This window comes from Bacillus sp. TL12, assembly GCF_022625245.1.
GTDB lineage: Bacteria > Bacillota > Bacilli > Bacillales > Bacillaceae_G > Bacillus_A.
The window spans coordinates 202,738-220,410 of the sequence record NZ_JAJJBY010000005.1 but is presented as its reverse complement, the minus strand read 5'-3'; the positions used below and the strand labels follow the sequence as shown (position 1 = coordinate 220,410).

Annotated in this window: 14 protein-coding genes; all 14 read right to left on the bottom strand. The window is 38.1% G+C overall.

Annotation, left to right across the window (positions count from 1 at the left end):
* Positions 1-35 precede the first annotated feature (35 nt).
* A complete protein-coding gene (pnp, locus tag LOK41_RS07390; RefSeq protein ID WP_241815882.1) occupies positions 36-2,189 on the bottom strand; it encodes a polyribonucleotide nucleotidyltransferase in 2,154 nt (717 codons plus the stop codon).
* Positions 2,190-2,349: 160 nt separating this feature from the next.
* A complete protein-coding gene (gene rpsO, locus LOK41_RS07385; RefSeq protein ID WP_001229392.1) occupies positions 2,350-2,619 on the bottom strand; it encodes a 30S ribosomal protein S15 in 270 nt (89 codons plus the stop codon).
* A gap of 100 nt (positions 2,620-2,719) precedes the next feature.
* Entirely contained in the window at positions 2,720-3,691 is a 972-nt protein-coding gene (ribF, locus tag LOK41_RS07380; protein WP_241815881.1) for a bifunctional riboflavin kinase/FAD synthetase, read from the bottom strand.
* Between the two features lie 43 nt (positions 3,692-3,734).
* Complete coding sequence (gene truB, locus LOK41_RS07375) at positions 3,735-4,658, bottom strand: tRNA pseudouridine(55) synthase TruB (RefSeq protein ID WP_174101857.1); 924 nt, start codon at positions 4,656-4,658, stop codon at positions 3,735-3,737.
* Positions 4,659-4,890: 232 nt separating this feature from the next.
* Positions 4,891-5,247, bottom strand: coding sequence for a 30S ribosome-binding factor RbfA (gene rbfA / locus LOK41_RS07370; RefSeq protein WP_017151269.1), 357 nt, complete (start codon positions 5,245-5,247; stop codon positions 4,891-4,893).
* Between the two features lie 15 nt (positions 5,248-5,262).
* Positions 5,263-5,544 (bottom strand): DUF503 domain-containing protein, encoded by a 282-nt coding sequence (locus LOK41_RS07365; protein WP_241815879.1) that lies wholly within the window; start codon positions 5,542-5,544, stop codon positions 5,263-5,265.
* The gene (gene infB / locus LOK41_RS07360) at positions 5,541-7,607 is read right to left on the bottom strand and encodes a translation initiation factor IF-2 (protein ID WP_174101854.1); all 2,067 of its coding nucleotides are present in this window, start codon (positions 7,605-7,607) and stop codon (positions 5,541-5,543) included. The genes LOK41_RS07365 and infB overlap by 4 nt, the downstream gene beginning before the upstream one ends.
* A 4-nt stretch (positions 7,608-7,611) precedes the next feature.
* Positions 7,612-7,923: a YlxQ family RNA-binding protein gene (locus tag LOK41_RS07355; protein WP_098490026.1), complete on the bottom strand. Its 312-nt coding sequence runs from the start codon at positions 7,921-7,923 to the stop codon at positions 7,612-7,614.
* On the bottom strand, positions 7,924-8,196 hold the full coding sequence (gene rnpM, locus LOK41_RS07350; protein WP_033796365.1) for an RNase P modulator RnpM: 273 nt from the start codon (positions 8,194-8,196) through the stop codon (positions 7,924-7,926). It abuts the gene before it with no gap.
* A gap of 11 nt (positions 8,197-8,207) precedes the next feature.
* The gene (gene nusA, locus LOK41_RS07345; RefSeq protein WP_241815877.1) at positions 8,208-9,308 is read right to left on the bottom strand and encodes a transcription termination factor NusA; all 1,101 of its coding nucleotides are present in this window, start codon (positions 9,306-9,308) and stop codon (positions 8,208-8,210) included.
* Positions 9,309-9,325: 17 nt separating this feature from the next.
* Positions 9,326-9,796, bottom strand: coding sequence for a ribosome maturation factor RimP (gene rimP, locus LOK41_RS07340; RefSeq protein WP_241815875.1), 471 nt, complete (start codon positions 9,794-9,796; stop codon positions 9,326-9,328).
* Between the two features lie 334 nt (positions 9,797-10,130).
* Entirely contained in the window at positions 10,131-14,432 is a 4,302-nt protein-coding gene (locus LOK41_RS07335) for a PolC-type DNA polymerase III (protein WP_241815874.1), read from the bottom strand.
* Between the two features lie 128 nt (positions 14,433-14,560).
* Positions 14,561-16,261 (bottom strand): proline--tRNA ligase, encoded by a 1,701-nt coding sequence (locus LOK41_RS07330; protein WP_241815873.1) that lies wholly within the window; start codon positions 16,259-16,261, stop codon positions 14,561-14,563.
* Positions 16,262-16,412: 151 nt separating this feature from the next.
* Positions 16,413-17,669, bottom strand: a complete 1,257-nt coding sequence (gene rseP / locus LOK41_RS07325) for an RIP metalloprotease RseP (RefSeq protein ID WP_241815871.1) — start codon at positions 17,667-17,669, stop codon at positions 16,413-16,415.
* Between the last annotated feature and the right edge of the window lie 4 nt (positions 17,670-17,673).

The following is a 17,673-nucleotide window of genomic DNA, read 5'->3' as shown; positions in this document are numbered from 1 at the left end:
TTAACAAAAAAAGCCAGGAAACCTGGCTTTTTTACTTATTTTTGTTCTTGTATATTTTCTTGTTTTGAAGCTTCTTCTTTTGCCGCTTCTTTTTCTTGCTCTTCTTTTAGCAATACTTTTCTAGATAAGTTTACACGACCTTGTTTGTCAATCTCGATAACTTTTACTGAAATCTCGTCGCCAATTTTCACAACGTCTTCTACTTTACCTACACGCTCAAGCGCAAGCTCAGAAATATGAACAAGACCATCTTTACCACTGAATAATCCAACAAAAGCACCGAATTTTTCGATACGTTTTACTTTTCCTAAGTAGATTTCGCCTACTTGTACTTCGCGAACGATATCTTCGATAATTTTCTTCGCCTTTTCATTCATTTCTTGATCAACGGATGAAATAAAGACTGTACCATCTTGCTCAATATCAATTTTTACGCCAGTTTCTTCAATAATTTTGTTAATTTGTTTACCGCTTGGCCCAATAACATCACGGATTTTATCCGGATTAATTGTCATTGTAATGATTTTCGGAGCATATGCAGATAGCTCTTTGCGAGGCTCAGCGATAGCAGTTAACATGTGATCTAGAATATGCATACGACCAATCTTAGCTTGTTGCAATGCTTCTTCTAAAATTTCACGAGATAACCCATCGATTTTAATATCCATTTGCAGTGCAGTTACACCTTGTGCTGTACCTGCTACTTTAAAGTCCATATCACCTAAGTGATCTTCCATACCTTGGATATCGGTTAAAATTGTATAGTGCTCGCCAGACTTTACTAGACCCATTGCAATACCAGCAACTGGCGCTTTTAGTGGAACACCTGCATCCATCATCGCTAATGTACTACCGCAAATACTTGCTTGTGAAGTAGAACCATTTGATTCTAAAACTTCTGATACAAGACGAACTGTATACGGGAAGTCTTGCTCAGATGGAATAACAGGTTCAAGTGCACGTTCACCTAACGCACCATGACCGATTTCACGGCGACCTGGTCCACGCATTGGTCTTGTTTCACCAACACTAAAGGATGGGAAATTGTAATGGTGCATAAAACGTTTTGATTCTTCTACACCTAGTCCATCTAAAATTTGCACATCGCCTAATGCACCTAATGTACAAATACTTAATGCTTGCGTTTGTCCACGTGTGAATAATCCAGAACCGTGAGTACGAGATAGAATGCCTACCTCTGACGCTAAAGGACGAATTTCATCACTTTTACGTCCGTCTGGGCGGATTTTTTCAACTGTAATAAGACGACGTACTTCTTCTTTTACAATTTTATATAAAATCTCATGTACTTGTCCTAATACTTCTGCTTCTACTTCCTGCTCTTCATAGTGTGCAATGACGCGTTGTTTTACTTCATTAATTGCGTCTTCACGTGCATGCTTTTCATGTACTTGAATTGCTGCATGCATATCTTTCTCTGCCATTTCACGAATAGCTTTTTCAAGATCAGCATCCACTTCATAAAGTTTTACTTCCGCCTTTTCTTTTCCGACAGCTTGTACAATCTCTTCTTGGAAAGCAATTAGACGTTTAATTTCTTCATGACCGAACATGATTGCTTCTAACATTGTTTCTTCAGGTACTTGATCTGCACCTGCCTCTACCATGTTAATTGCATCTTTTGTCCCAGCTACAACAAGATGCATATCACTTTGTTCCTGTTGTTCTACTGTTGGATTCATAATAAATTCGCCGTCGATACGACCAACCGTCGCACCAGCAATTGGACCTTCAAATGGAATATCTGAAATCGATAACGCTAATGAAGAACCCAGCATAGCCGCCATCTCAGAAGAACAATCTTGGTCAACACTCATAACGATGCTGACAACTTGCACTTCATTACGGAAACCATCTGCGAAAAGTGGGCGAATTGGTCGGTCAATTAAACGACTCGCTAAAATTGCTTTTTCACTTGGACGGCCTTCACGTTTAATAAAACCGCCTGGGATTTTTCCGACTGCATATAAACGCTCTTCATAGTTTACTGTAAGCGGGAAGAAATCTACATTTTTTGGCTCTTTTGATGCCGTTGCAGTTGATAGAACTGCTGTGTCGCCATATCTTACTAATACCGCGCCGTTTGCTTGTTTTGCAAGCTGGCCTGTTTCAATTGTTAGCTGGCGACCAGCTAAATCTATCGAGAAGACTTGCTTTTCTTGACTCATTTAAGTACCCCTCTCAATTTAAAATATTCAATTCTTCTATGTAAATGGATCATATATCACAATATTCTTCCTCTAGTATTACCGAAATTTAAGTAAGCTATTAAGAGTAGAAGATATATTTTTACCTAACAAAAAAGCGGGAATATTCCCGCTTCTTTGACTATCGACGTAAGCCAAGCTTTGTGATTAATTCACGGTAGCGTGTGATATCGCTATTACGAAGGTAAGTAAGTAAGTTACGACGTTTACCAACCATCTTTAATAGACCACGACGTGAATGATGATCTTTCTTGTGAGTACGTAAGTGCTCGTTTAGAGTGTTAATTTGCTCTGTTAGGACAGCAATTTGAACCTCTGGAGAACCAGTATCAGTCTCATGAGTTCTAAATTGTGCAATGATTTCATTTTTACGCTCTTGTGTTAAAGCCATCCTATTTCACCTCCTAATAATTAAACCCCCAATTACCTAGCAAGCGTCGGTGAGTCGCAATGCCAAGCAATGGTTGTCATAAAGTACATAACATAGAATACTACTTTTCATTGGAAAAAGCAAGCATATTCTTCGCCATGCTAAAATATTCTTGTGCTGTTCTCTTATCTTTTGCAATTTGAGCAACTAGTTCGTCGATACCATTAAACTTCTTCTCTTCTCGAATGCGTATATGCCACTCCACGGTAACAACTTGATCATATATGTCCTCATTGAAATGGAATAAATGCACTTCAATAGACAGTTTACGCTCATCTTCTTTAAAAGTTGGTTTATAACCGATATTACATACACCGTCATGCCACTCATCATGGACTTTTAACCTTACTGCATACACACCAACAGGTGGCAGAAGATATTCCTCACTTAAACCTACATTAGCTGTCGGAAAACCGATTTGACGTCCACGTTTATCCCCGTGAACAACCGTTCCTTCTACTGTATAAGCTCTACCTAAAATAGATGGAATCTGTTCCATTTCTCCATTTCGGATTAGTTTTCGTAATGCTGTGGAACTTACTTTTTCTTCTTGGAATTCAACTTTTTCAATCACGGTCTGTGTAAACTCCCCTCTTGCATGAAATGGTAAAGTCTCCATCGTCCCTTTTCCTAAACGTCCATATGAATAATCAAAACCTGCTACTACATGCTTTACATTTAGACCAATAATATATTCATCTACAAACTGTTGTGGCAGTAATCCAGCAAATGATTCATCGAATTTCACCACATATAACATATCAATCCCTAAATCTGCAATTACTTTTTCTTTAACGGATAGTGGTGTAATATACTCCACATGCGCTTCCTTTTTTCCTAATACAACAGATGGATGTGGATGAAATGTTATAACCGCACTTTTACATCCTCTTTCATCCGCTATTTTTTTTGCTGTTCGAATTACACGTTGATGTCCTAAATGAATGCCATCAAAAAAACCTAATGCCATTACAGTAGGTGGTAATTCTATTTTATTTTGTTTATGTGGATGAGTTAAATGAATAAGTTTCACGCTTGAATTCACCTTTTTCTGTAATAATCCTTCCAATAATCCATTATAGCTTTAGTTCCTGATTATTCACAAGTACTTTCATTGGCTTTAACATGCCAGGGTGTTTTGGATGATGCTCATAAATTGCTAGACAACGTTCATTTTTATCAAACACTGTAATAAATGGTGCTGTCACTTGTAATTCATTCCTTAAAAACATCCCATTTTTTATTTTTTCTGCTTGTTTTTCATCTACAACCATTTTTGGAAATTTACTTAACGCTTCATCAATTGAGATAAAAATAGACTCTACTGTTCCATTTTGCATGTTTTCTTCAATTTCTTCAAATGATATGCAATCTTCTAGCAAAAATTCTCCTGAAGCTGTGCGCACAAGATGTGACATATGTGCCGGGAATCCTAATTTTTCACCAATCATAACCGCTAATGTTCTCACGTATGTTCCTTTGCTACATGTAACACGGAAGCGGAATGAAATGTTCTCACCTTCAAATACTTCCCGGTCATCAAGTAACACAAATTCATGAATTGTTATCGTACGAACTGGACGTTCCACTTCTTGTCCTGCTCTTGCGTATTCATACAGTTTCTTTCCGTTTACTTTTACAGCTGAGTACATGGGAGGGACCTGCTCAATTGTTCCTGTTAACTCTGCTAATACAGCTTCCACTTCCGCACGTGTAATGATACGATTTACATCTTGTTTTTCTACTACTTCACCAGAAGCATCTTCAGTTGTGGTTGAAAATCCCAGTGTAACTTCACCTTCATAGGTTTTCGTTTCACTTGTTAAAAATTGTGCAATTTTCGTTGCACGACCTACACAAATCGGTAATACTCCTGTCACATCTGGATCTAATGTTCCTGTATGACCAATTCTTTTTTCACGCAATATCTTTCTTAACTTAAATACACAATCGTGTGATGTCATTCCTTTTGGTTTATGTAATAGTAATACACCTTCCATATGTTCACCTCATCGTTATACTTTTGTAGAGGATGTTCAAGAAATCCGGTACAAATAGCAATCCCATTTCTTCATTTCGTCACCAGTCCTCATGTAAGTCTCAGCTATACTCTGTCGCCTTCTGGCCTCTTCACCCCGAAATGCTCTACTCTCTTTATCCTTCCTTTTGAACACTCACTTGTATGCAATACTTACTTTCCATTGAAAAAATGGATAGACAAATGTCTATCCATTATTCTTCACGTTTACCGTCTTTATTAATTTCATGTAAAAGTGTATCAATTCGATGACCATATCCGATAGATTCATCAAATTCAAAAGAAATCTCCGGTGTTTTACGAAGACGAATACGTTGGCCAATTTCTGAACGAATAAAGCCTTTTGCCTTCGCTAAGCCTTTTAATGTATTTTCTTTCTGTTCTTCGTCTCCTAAAACAGAAATATATACTTTGGCAATTTGTAAATCTCCACTCACTTGTACATCTGTTACTGTAACAAATCCAACACGTGGGTCTTTAATTTTACGACTAATGATGTCGCCTAATTCTTTTTTCATTTGCTCGCCCACACGGTTCGCACGTAATTTCATAGCTTTTCACCTCATTCAATACCATTCCAATTGTGTTATCGTACGTTCAATTTCAGGAAATGAATCGATATACTCAAGTACACGATTCATTTCTTTTTCACAGACAACACGATTTGAGGATACGGAAACAATCGCAATTTCTGTACGTTGCCATACATCTTGGTGTCCTATTTCGGAAACAGCTACATTGTAACGCTGTTTCACACGAGTTAGCACACGCTGTAAAATTGCTCGTTTCTCTTTTAAAGAATGCACATCATAAATCATACACTCGAATGAGAGTGAAGCGATAATCATCGCTTCACTTCTTCCATAATGTATGCTTCAATGATGTCTCCTTCTTTAAGATCGTTGTATTTCTCAATTGTAATACCACACTCGTAGTTTTGCGCAACTTCTTTTACGTCGTCTTTGAAACGTTTTAGCGTATCAAGTTGTCCTTCGTAAATTACTACACCATCACGGATAATACGAACACCGCTATCACGCGTGATTTTACCGTCTGTTACGTAACATCCTGCAATTGTTCCAACTTTTGTTACTTTGAATGTTTGACGAACTTCCGCTTGACCAATTACTTTTTCTTCGAATTCAGGATCAAGCATACCTTGCATTGCTGCTTCAATCTCTTCGATTACTTTGTAAATAATACGGTGTAAGCGAATATCCACATTTTCTAGCTCAGCTGTACGTTTCGCGTTCACATCAGGGCGCACGTTAAATCCGATTACAATCGCATTAGATGCAGAAGCTAAAATAATATCAGACTCTGTAATCGCACCTACGCCTGTGTGGATAATTTTCACTTTTACTCCTTCAACATCAATTTTACGAAGTGATGCCGCCATTGCTTCCACAGAACCTTGTACGTCTGCTTTCACAATTAGGTTAATTTCTTTTACATCGCCCTCTTGGATTTGTTGGAATAAATCTTCAAGGCTTAATTTAGATTTTTCACCGCGCTGTGCAAGCAATGCTTGTTGTGCACGTGATTCACCAATTTGACGCGCTTTCTTCTCATCAGCAAATGCCATGAAACGATCGCCCGCTTGTGGTACCTCATTTAAACCAGTAATTTCAACAGGAGTAGATGGTCCAGCAACTTTTACTCGACGTCCGATGTCATTTACCATTGCACGAACACGTCCAAATGATGTTCCAACAACGATTGGATCTCCCACTCGAAGTGTACCATTTTGTACAAGTAATGTTGCAATTGTTCCTTTACCTTTATCAAGCTGTGCCTCAATTACAGTACCAGTTGCATAACGGTTTGGATTTGCTTTGTATTCTTCTACTTCACTTACAAGTAGAATCATTTCTAGCAAGTTGTCAATCCCTTCACCTTGAATTGCAGAAATTGGTACAAAAATTGTATCTCCGCCCCAAGCTTCTGGAACTAATTCGTATTCTGTTAATTCTTGCATTACACGGTCTGGATTTGCAGCTGGTTTATCCATTTTATTCACAGCTACAATAATTGGTACTCCAGCTGCTTTTGCATGGTTAATTGCTTCAACTGTTTGTGGCATAACACCGTCATCCGCTGCAACAACAAGGATTGTAATATCCGTTACTTGTGCACCACGTGCGCGCATTGTTGTAAACGCCGCGTGACCTGGTGTATCTAAGAACGTAATTTTCTTATCATTTACTTCAACTTGGTATGCACCAATATGTTGAGTAATTCCACCAGCTTCGCCAGCAGTTACTTTTGAATTACGGATAGAATCAAGTAATGTTGTTTTACCATGGTCAACGTGTCCCATAATTGTAACAACAGCTGGACGCTCTTTTAAGTTTTCTTCATTATCTTGCTCATCGATGAATGTTTCAAACTCAGTTTCACTTACAATTACTTCTTCTTCTACTTCAATACCGTAATCAGCAGCGATTAACTCAATTGTATCTTTATCTAAATCTTGGTTAATTGTCGCCATAATGCCTAGCATAAAGAGCTTTTTAATAAGTTCAGATGGCTCTTTGCTTAGTTTCTTTGCAAGATCACCTACTGTAAGTGTACCAGAGAAAGTGATTTTATCTGGTGTTTCTACTGTTTGTGTTTGCTGTCTTCCAGCAAAGTTTTCTTGACGTTTGTCTTCATTTCCTTTGCCTTTTTTCTTCTTCTTATTACTGTTCTTTTTGCTACGAACAACTTTTTCTTCTACTTCAAACTCATCTGCAACAGAAGGCTTTTCTGCTCCAGTATTGTACTGATTATCTAATTTGTTTACTACTTCATCGTCTAACATTGTCATATGATTCGAAACCTCGATATTCATTTCTTTTAGTTTTGTAATAATATCTTTACTTGAGATATTGTGTTTCTTTGCATATTCATACACTCGAATTTTACTCACACCTTCACCCCCGGTAAGTTGTATCGAGCATGCTACGCAGCTTTTTCGCAAAGCCCTCATCTAACACAGCTACAACGACTCGCTCGTCTCTCCCAATCGCATGCCCTAATTGTTGTCGATTTTCGACTTTTCTCATTGGTATGTTGTAGTACGTGGTTTTATCTATGATGCGCTTTGCAGTATTCGCTGACGCATCTTCAGAAAGCAATACAAGCTTTGCCTTGCCACTTCGTACTTCTTTTAAAACGAGTTCTTCACCCGAAATTATTTTTCGAGCACGGTTTGCTAGTCCTAAAAACGATTTCCAATCGGACACTTATTTCGACTCCTTCTCAACAAGCTCAAGAAGTTCCTCGTAAAGAGAACTGTCGATCTTCGCTTTTAGATGATGTTCCAAAATATTTTTCTTCTGCGCTTGGATAATGCATTCCTTGTCTTTTGACAGATATGCACCACGTCCTGATTTCTTTCCAGTTAAATCAATGGACACTTCGCCCTCTTTGGAACGAACAATGCGAACGAGCTCGCGTTTTGATTTCATTTCTTGTGTTGCAATACATTTTCGTAACGGAACTTTTCGATTGCTCACATTCATCACCTCTATTCGATTTCGTCTTCAACTGAATCGAATGCGATTATGTTGTCTTCTTCTGTTACAATGCCAAGTTGCTTCGCATCAGACTCGCTTTTAATATCAATTTTCCAGCCAGTTAATTTTGCTGCAAGACGTGCATTTTGCCCGCGCTTCCCAATTGCTAATGAAAGCTGATGATCTGGAACAACAACAGTTGTTGCTTTTTCCTCTTCATTCACAAGTACTTTTACAACTTGTGATGGACTTAATGCGTTTGCTACATATTCAATTGGATCATTTGACCAGCGAACAATATCAATTTTTTCACCTTTTAGTTCATCAACAATACGTTGTACACGTTGTCCTTTTGGACCTACGCAAGAACCTACTGGATCAACATCGATATTCTCTGCATATACAGAAATTTTAGAACGGTCGCCTGCTTCACGTGCTACAGAACGAATTTCTACAGTTCCATCATAAATTTCTGGCACTTCAATTTCGAATAAACGCTTTAAAAGACCTGGATGTGTACGTGATACGTAAATCTGTGGTCCTTTTGTCGTTTTTTCTACTTTTGTAATGAACACGCGAATTCGATCATGTGGTTTATATTGTTCATTTGGCATTTGCTCACTTACTGGTAGTAAAGCTTCTACTTTTCCTAGGCTTACATAAATAAAACGAGCATCTTGACGTTGCACAATACCAACCATGATGTCTTCTTCGCGGTCACTAAATTCTGAATAAATGACACCACGTTCTGCCTCACGTACACGTTGTGTCACAACTTGTTTTGCAGTTTGTGCTGCAATACGTCCGAAATCTTTTGGTGTTACTTCAATCTCTAATACATCACCATCTTGATAGTTCGGATTGATGTGTCTTGCTTCTTCTACAGAAATTTCAAGACGTGGATCAAACACACTATCTACAACGTCTTTACGTGCTAAAACTTGAATTGTTCCCACTTCTGGGTTAAAGCTAACACGTACGTTTTGTGCTTGGTTAAAATTTCGTTTATAAGCAGAGATTAAAGCTGCCTCAATTGCATCAATAATAATATCTTTGCTAATACCTTTTTCTGATTCTAATACGAGCAAAGCATCTAACAACTCAGTGCTCATGAAGATCCCCCTTCTTACTAAAACGTAACAGCAAGTCGCGCGTTCGCAACTTTATCCATTGGAATTTGGATTTCTTTTTTACGTGTTTTAATTGTTAATAATAGTGTAATTGTTGTACCATCATAGGACAGTAGCTTTCCTTCAAACATCTTTTCACCATCAATCGGCTCATATGTTTTAATTGCCACTTGTCTTCCTACCGCTTGCTGGAAGTCTTTTTCTTTCTTTAATGGGCGTTCTGCTCCAGGAGATGATACATCCAAAAAGTAAAGATGAGGAATTGGATCCTCTTTATCTAAAGCTTCGCTTAAACGTTCACTTACCGCACCGCATTCTTCAATGTCTACTCCTGTCTCAGAATCGATGAATACGCGTAGGAACCAGTCTTTTCCTTCTTTCACATATTCTACATCTACAAGTTCAAGATTTAACTCTTCAACAATCGGCTGCGCAAATGCTTCAACAACTTCTGTGACTTTCTTATCCATAAACAGCCTCCTTCCTGCCGCCATGTACCATTTGAAAGAAAAAGAATCCGCTCATAAAGACGGTCTATCTTATTCTTTCTCGTTAGCTAACAAAAGCCCCTGCCGCTTAGCAGGGAATATCTGTCTTAGTATTACCAAATTTAAGAAGTAAAACTTGTAACAAAATATGTATATACGACAGAAATATCTTACCTATATGCATAGGTAAAACATAGATAGTAACACGAAAGAGTGGGTTTCCCCACTCTTTTTTTTGCAAAATATACATGACATGGTTATCTCGGTTAATAGTATACCATAGCAAATACTGATTTGCAAAGACTTTTCCTGCCTGCTAGAACAGTGACAATTGGTTTTTGTCTGGCAAATCTCCTAAACAACCTTGGCTATCTAAATATTCAATAATTGTTTTGGAAATCTTACTACGTTGTTGCAAATCTTCTTTTGATAAGAATTCACCATTTTCACGTGCTTCAACGATACTTATGGCAGCGTTAGTACCAAGACCAGGTATTGCATTAAATGGAGGAATCAATGTTTCTCCATCAATAATAAAGTCCGTTGCATGTGAACGATATAAATCAACCTTTTGGAATGAATAACCACGTTCGCACATTTCAAGTGTCATTTCTAATACAGTTAGTAAACTTTTTTCTTTCGGTGCTGCATCTAACCCTTTTTGTGCAATCTCATCAATCCGCGCCCTAATTGCTGCCGAGCCTTTTGCCATCGCCTCTACATCAAAGTCATCAGCACGTACTGTAAAGTATGCTGCATAGAACAATAGTGCAAAATGCACTTTGAAATATGCGATACGTACAGCCATAAGTACATAAGCAGCCGCATGGGCTTTAGGGAACATGTACTTAATTTTTTTACAAGAATCAATATACCAACCAGGTACATTGTTATTGCGCATTTCCTCTTCCCACTCTTCTGGTACACCTTTACCTTTACGTACCGATTCCATAATTTTAAACGCTAACGATGGATCCAATCCTTGATAAATTAGATAGACCATAATATCATCACGACAACCGATAACTTCGCTCAGCGTACATGTACCGTTATAAATCAGTTCATTCGCATTACCAAGCCATACGTCTGTACCATGGGATAGTCCAGAAATTTGGACAAGCTCTGAGAATGTCGTTGGCTTCGTTTCTTCTAACATCTGTCTTACGAATTTCGTACCAAACTCAGGAATACCAAGTGTACCTGTTTTACAATTAATTTGTTCTTCTGTCACACCTAATGATTCTGGACCAGAGAAGATTTTCATTACTTCTGGATCATCTGTCGGTATTGTTTTCGGATCCACACCGCTTAAATCTTGCAACATACGAATAACGGTCGGATCATCGTGCCCTAGTATATCTAGTTTCAACAAATTATCATGAATCGAATGGAAGTCAAAGTGCGTCGTTCTCCACTCTGCTCCTATTGAATCAGCAGGAAACTGAATTGGTGAAAAATCAAAAATATCCATGTAATCTGGCACAACGATAATACCACCTGGATGCTGTCCTGTTGTACGTTTTACCCCTGTGCATCCCGAAACAAGACGATCAATCTCTGCATTTCGAATTGTTAAATTATGATCATTAGCATAACCTTTTACATAACCGTAAGCCGTTTTTTCTGCTACTGTACCAATTGTTCCAGCGCGATATACATAGTCCTCACCGAACAGTACTTTCGTATAGTTATGGGCACGTGGTTGGTATTCTCCGGAAAAATTCAAATCAATATCGGGAACCTTATCCCCTTTAAACCCAAGAAACGTTTCGAACGGAATATCATGTCCGTCTTTTACGTAAGGAATATTACATGTTGGACAATCTTTATCAGGTAAGTCAAAACCAGAACCTACAGAACCATCATTGAAGAATTCTGATTGCTTACACTTCGGACATACATAATGCGGTGGTAATGGGTTTACTTCAGTAATCTCCATCATTGTCGCAACAAATGATGATCCTACCGACCCACGTGAACCTACAAGATAACCGTCTACAAGTGATTTTTTCACAAGCTTATGTGAAATTAAATAAATAACGGCAAATCCATGTCCAATAATACTTTTTAATTCTTTTTCTAGGCGCGCTTCTACGATTTCTGGTAGTTCTTCACCATAGATGCTGCGTGCCATTTCATAGCTCATATCACGCGTTTCATCATCTGCACCTTCAATTTTCGGTGTGTATAGATCATCTTTTACTGGATGAACGTCACCGATTAACGATGCAACCTTTTGTGTATTTGTCACAACAATTTCTTTTGCTTTTTCTTCTCCTAGGAATGAGAAGCAATCTAACATTTCATCTGTTGTGCGGAAATATACAGGTGGTAATGAATGACGATTTAATGGGTTTGCCCCGCCTTGCGAACTTATTAAGATTTTGCGATACATCGCATCTTCAGGGTCTAAGTAATGCACATTTCCTGTCGCAACAACAGGTTTATCTAACGTTTCACCTAATTTTACTAAGTTAGAAATAATTGTTTTTAACTGCCCTTCATCTCGAACGAGTTCACGTTCTACTAAATGACGTAACACCTCTGGAGGCATAACCTCAATATAATCATAGAACTGCGCAATCTCCTCTACTTCTTCAGGAGCCTTTTGCATCATCGCTTCAAATACTTCTCCTTTATCACAAGCAGTACCTACTATTAAACCTTCACGATATTTTTTTAATAGTGAACGTGGCACACGTGGTACACGGTAAAAATAATTCAAGTGAGAATACGAAACAAGTTTATATAAATTTTTCAATCCAACATCAGATGTTGCAAGTAAAGTTACATGGCTCGGTCTCCCGCGTTTATATGCATCGCCCTGTCCCATACTATCATTTAATTGATCGTGATATTCAAATCCTTTTTCAATCACATCTTTTAACATTTTCACAAGTAAATATCCCGTTGCTTCCGTATCATAAATCGCACGGTGATGCTGTGTTAATTCAATATCAAGCTTTTTACACATTGTATTTAAGCGGTGGTTCTTCATTTCTGGGAATAAAAATCTAGCTAATTCCAATGTATCAATAACTGGGTTTTCCGGCTTGTCTAAGCCACATTTCTTAAACCCTACATTTATGAATCCCATATCAAAGCTTGCATTATGGGCAACGAGTGTATGATCACCCATCCACGCTTCAAACTTTTTAAATACTTCTCCCACTTCCGGTGCATCAGTTAACATATCGTCTGTGATACCGGTTAACTCAATAATTGTAGCTGATAGCGGTTGATGCGGATTTGCAAAGGATTCAAAGCGATCAATAATTTCTCCGCCCTTCACTTTTACAGCAGCTAACTCAATGACCGTGTCATATACAGCAGATAACCCTGTCGTCTCAACGTCAAAGACAACATATGTTTCGTCTGCTAGTAGTCGATGCGATTCATTATAAGCAATTGGAACACCATCATTCACTAAGTTGGCTTCCACACCATAAATAACTTTTATACCAGCCTTTTTGCCAGCAGAATATGCTTCCGGGAAAGACTGCGCAACAGCATGGTCTGTAACCGCAATCGCTTCATGTCCCCATTTCCCAGCTTGCGCGACAAGCTTAGATACTCCGGTAACAGCATCCATTTGACTCATTGGTGTATGCAAATGTAGCTCTACTCGTTTTCCTCCTTCAGGTGCTTTATCTTTACGAGAAGGTCCTGTTATTTCGTTAATATCATTCGCAATCATGACTAAATCACGAACAAACGTATCATTTTGAACCGAACCACGCGCTTTTACCCACATTCCTTTTTTTAATGATTGCAGAAGCGGAAGATCCTCTTTATCACGCGAGAACATTTTAACCATAATGGAATCCGTATAATCCGTCATTTTTAAAGTTAGTAACGTACGTCCACTACGAAGCTCTTTTGTTTCCACATGGAAGACATAACCTTGAACAGTTTTTCGTCTTTCTTCATCTTGAATTTCACGCATTGGTGTGATTTCTTCATCAGGCTTAATAAGATACCCAAGTACAATCGGCCCTTCGTGTACCATATCGCTTTCTTCGGCTTGCTTCTTCGCCATCTCTTCCATAGCTTGTATAACACGTTGACGATCCTCTTGCTGTGTTTGCTCACGAAACTTTTGAACTTCCTCTTCATTTTGCTTTATATTTGTTTCCAGCTGAAAACGTGGAAATCCGAAAATTTCATATTGATCACCGACTGGCTTCGCAAGATTTTTCTTTAATGCTGTAGATTCTAACTCGTTATTTACATCAAGTAACAACTTCACTCCATTTACATGAGGAAGTTGCTTTTTTAAATACGCAAACATAGGCGAAAAAGTAATTCGATCTGTACAAAGCGGCCAATATTCCTTGACCTCGTCTTCCGTAAATTGTTTATTCTCTGTTTCTAGCGCAAATGACGTTTTGGCAATATGAGAAAATGACTGCTTTATCTGTGTTTCAAGCAATTCATATAATTCTGTTGGCAAAATACGTGGCACTTGCAAATCAAAATGCCAACTTTTATTTGCTTTATCGACAACTAGCCTTTGTATGCCACCACCTTGTAAATATTGATTGATAAGGTCTTCAGGCATCTGCAGCTGCTGGAGCAAAATTTGAAATCGCTCTTGTTGTTCATTTGTTAACGACATAAGCAACCCCCTTCCATTTGCTATTATAAATTGAAATGTTCCGTTCAGCAAAGAAGGCTTCTCACCTCTTCGCTAAAAAGCTTACTCTACAAAGAAAGAGAAGGTACCTCATAACGAGGTACCTCTTCTTATTTTAAAATATTAGTGATATATGTGTGAAGTTCTTCAACTTTCACTTCTGCAGATTCATTTGTAGCACGTACTTTTACTTCAACAATACCTTCATCAGCCTTTTTACCAACTGTTACTCGAACTGGAAGACCGAATAAGTCTGCATCAGCAAATTTAACACCTGCACGCTCTGCACGATCATCTAACAGTACTTCATATCCTTGTTCTTGTAATGAACTGTAGATCGTTTCGCCCACTTCTCGCTGTGCATCAGACTTCATATTTACTGGAATCACATGTAAATGGAATGGAGCTACAGCTTTTGGCCAAACTAAACCATTTTCATCATTAAACTGTTCAGCAATTGCCGCAACTGTACGAGATACCCCAATGCCGTAGCATCCCATGATAAGCGGCTTCGTTTTTCCATTCTCATCTAAGAATGTAGCATTCATTGCCTCACTGTAACGTGTACCTAATTTAAATACATGTCCAACTTCAATACCACGAGCAAAACGGATTGTCCCATTTCCATCTGGAGATTGATCTCCTTCTTGAATGAATCGTAAATCAGCATATTGACTTACTTTGAAGTCGCGCTCTGGATTTACATTTACATAGTGGAATCCTTCTTCATTTGCACCACAGCAACCATTTACAACTGCTGCTACAGCGTGATCAGCAATAACTTCAACATCTCCTGTTACACCGATTGGACCTAAAGAACCTACTTCACAATTTAATAGACTTCTTACCTCTTCATGGGAAGCAAGTTCAACAACTGAAGCACCATATACGTTCTTCACTTTTACATCATTTACTTCGTGATCTCCACGAACAAGTACAACAACAAATTTCTCATCTACTTTAAAGACCATCGATTTAATGCAATTAGATGCTTCAATGTTTAAAAATGCAGATACTTCTTCAATTGCCTTTTGATCTGGTGTTGCTACTTTTTCAAGTACCTTTTCAGTTTCATCACTCTTTGTATACGAAGCAACAACAGGAGCCATTTCAATATTCGCTGCATAATCAGATGTATCAGAATACGCAATTGTATCTTCTCCTACATCAGATAACGCCATAAACTCATGTGTATCTTTACCACCCATTGCTCCAGAATCGGCAATAACCGCACGGAAATTCAAACCACAACGAGCAAAAATATTAGAATATGCTTGATATAAACGGCTATAAACTTCATCTAAACTTTCTTGTGTTGCATGGAAAGAATATGCATCTTTCATTAAAAACTCTCTTCCGCGTAATAAACCAAAACGTGGTCGTTGCTCGTCACGGAATTTTGTTTGAATTTGATATAATGTTAAAGGTAACTTTTTATAAGATTTAATTTCATCACGTACAAGGTCTGTAATAACTTCTTCATGCGTTGCCCCTAGCGCAAACTCACGAGCATTACGATCTTTCATACGCATTAACTCAGAACCGTAAGAATACCAACGACCTGATTCTTGCCATAGTTCAGCAGCTTGTAATGCTGGCATTAATAATTCTACAGCTCCTGCTCGTTCCATTTCTTCTCGAACGATACGCTCCACCTTATGCAATACTTTTAGACCCAGCGGTAAAAAACTATAAATACCAGAAGCATTTTGACGCATAAATCCTGCACGAAGTAGCAATTGATGACTTTTAATCTCAGCATCTGCTGGCACTTCACGTAATGTAGGACTAAATACCATACTTTGTTTCATCTATTCGCACCTCTTTAGTTTACTCTAATACGCAGTAAAACCCCCCACCTCAGATCAGGTGAGGGATTACAACTCTCAGAGCTCTATTCATTTCATTCGCTTTCCAAAAAAACATTGAGAATTTCACACTTACTACAAGTTTCACTTCATTTTACAAGAAAAACTTCCGAATGTCATTCCACGTTACAACTAACATAAGTAACATTAATAACGCAAAACCAATAAAGTGAACCATTCCTTCTTTTTGACGGTCAATTGGTTTCCCTCGCAGTGCTTCAATTAAGAAGAAGAATAAGCGTCCTCCATCAAGAGCGGGAACCGGTAATAAGTTAAATAAACCAAGGTTTATGCTTAAAACAGCTGCCAAGCTAAGAACACGAATGACACCATAATCTACTACTTGGTCTGTTAAATTATAAATTCCTACTGGACCTGATAAATCATTAATAGAAAACTGACCCGTTACTAATTTTACCAAGGAATCAAAAATTAGTTTTGTCCATGTATACGTCTGCTCAAAACCTGATTTAATTGAACCAAAAATAGATTTCTCTACAGGAGAGTATACACCAATTCTACCAACCTTTTCTTTCCCCTCTGTATCAGCTGATGGCGTTATTTTTACATTAAATTGTTCGCTGTCACGTTTTACATGAAGCGTAATTTCCTTATTTGGGTGTTCCCGTACAATCGTTACAACATCATTCCATGTGTTCGTGTCTTTTCCATTAATTGCTTGAATCATATCATCTTGTTTCAAGCCTGCTTGTTCTGCCACACTATCCTTCATTACTTTCCCAATCATTGGTTTATCCACAGGAATACCTTGTACCAATCCAATGATAACAAAAATAACAAATGCAAGAATAAAGTTCATAGCAGGACCTGCAAAGATTGTTAATGCTCGCTGTCCTAACGTTTTAGAACCAAATTGTCTGTTAAACGGAGCAATTTGTATTTCTTCTCCTGCTGAAACAATACGAGCTTTTTCACTCACACGGAATGTTTGCAATTCCTCTTCATACTCTTCGTAACCAGAAATTGTGAGATTATTTTCTAAATCAGCTTGTTCTACTTCAATCACTCGAACATTCGGATACTTTTCGCGCCCGTCTAAAACTAATTTCATAACCTCTTCGTTTTCATTTAACACAAGTCCAACTTTTTTCCCTGGTTTTAATTCAACCGTTTCGGCATCTTCGCCGGCCATTCTAACATAGCCTCCAAGAGGTAACAGCCGAACTGTATAAACTGTTTCATTCTTTTCAAATGAAAATATTTTTGGTCCAAAACCAATTGCAAACTCACGGCATAAAATACCTGCTCTTTTTGCGAAATATAGATGCCCTAGCTCATGGAAAAATACGAGTGCACCGAAAATTAATATAAAGGCAATCGCTGTATTCAATTCC

Coding starts and splice junctions, on each gene's coding strand:
- pnp (WP_241815882.1), bottom strand. CDS start 2,189: ATGAGTCAAGAAAAGCAAGTCTTCTCGATAGATTTAGCTGGTCGCCAG.
- rpsO (WP_001229392.1), bottom strand. CDS start 2,619: ATGGCTTTAACACAAGAGCGTAAAAATGAAATCATTGCACAATTTAGA.
- truB (WP_174101857.1), bottom strand. CDS start 4,658: ATGGAAGGTGTATTACTATTACATAAACCAAAAGGAATGACATCACAC.
- rbfA (WP_017151269.1), bottom strand. CDS start 5,247: ATGAAATTACGTGCGAACCGTGTGGGCGAGCAAATGAAAAAAGAATTA.
- LOK41_RS07365 (WP_241815879.1), bottom strand. CDS start 5,544: ATGATTATCGCTTCACTCTCATTCGAGTGTATGATTTATGATGTGCAT.
- nusA (WP_241815877.1), bottom strand. CDS start 9,308: ATGAGCACTGAGTTGTTAGATGCTTTGCTCGTATTAGAATCAGAAAAA.
- rimP (WP_241815875.1), bottom strand. CDS start 9,796: ATGGATAAGAAAGTCACAGAAGTTGTTGAAGCATTTGCGCAGCCGATT.
- LOK41_RS07335 (WP_241815874.1), bottom strand. CDS start 14,432: ATGTCGTTAACAAATGAACAACAAGAGCGATTTCAAATTTTGCTCCAG.
- LOK41_RS07330 (WP_241815873.1), bottom strand. CDS start 16,261: ATGAAACAAAGTATGGTATTTAGTCCTACATTACGTGAAGTGCCAGCA.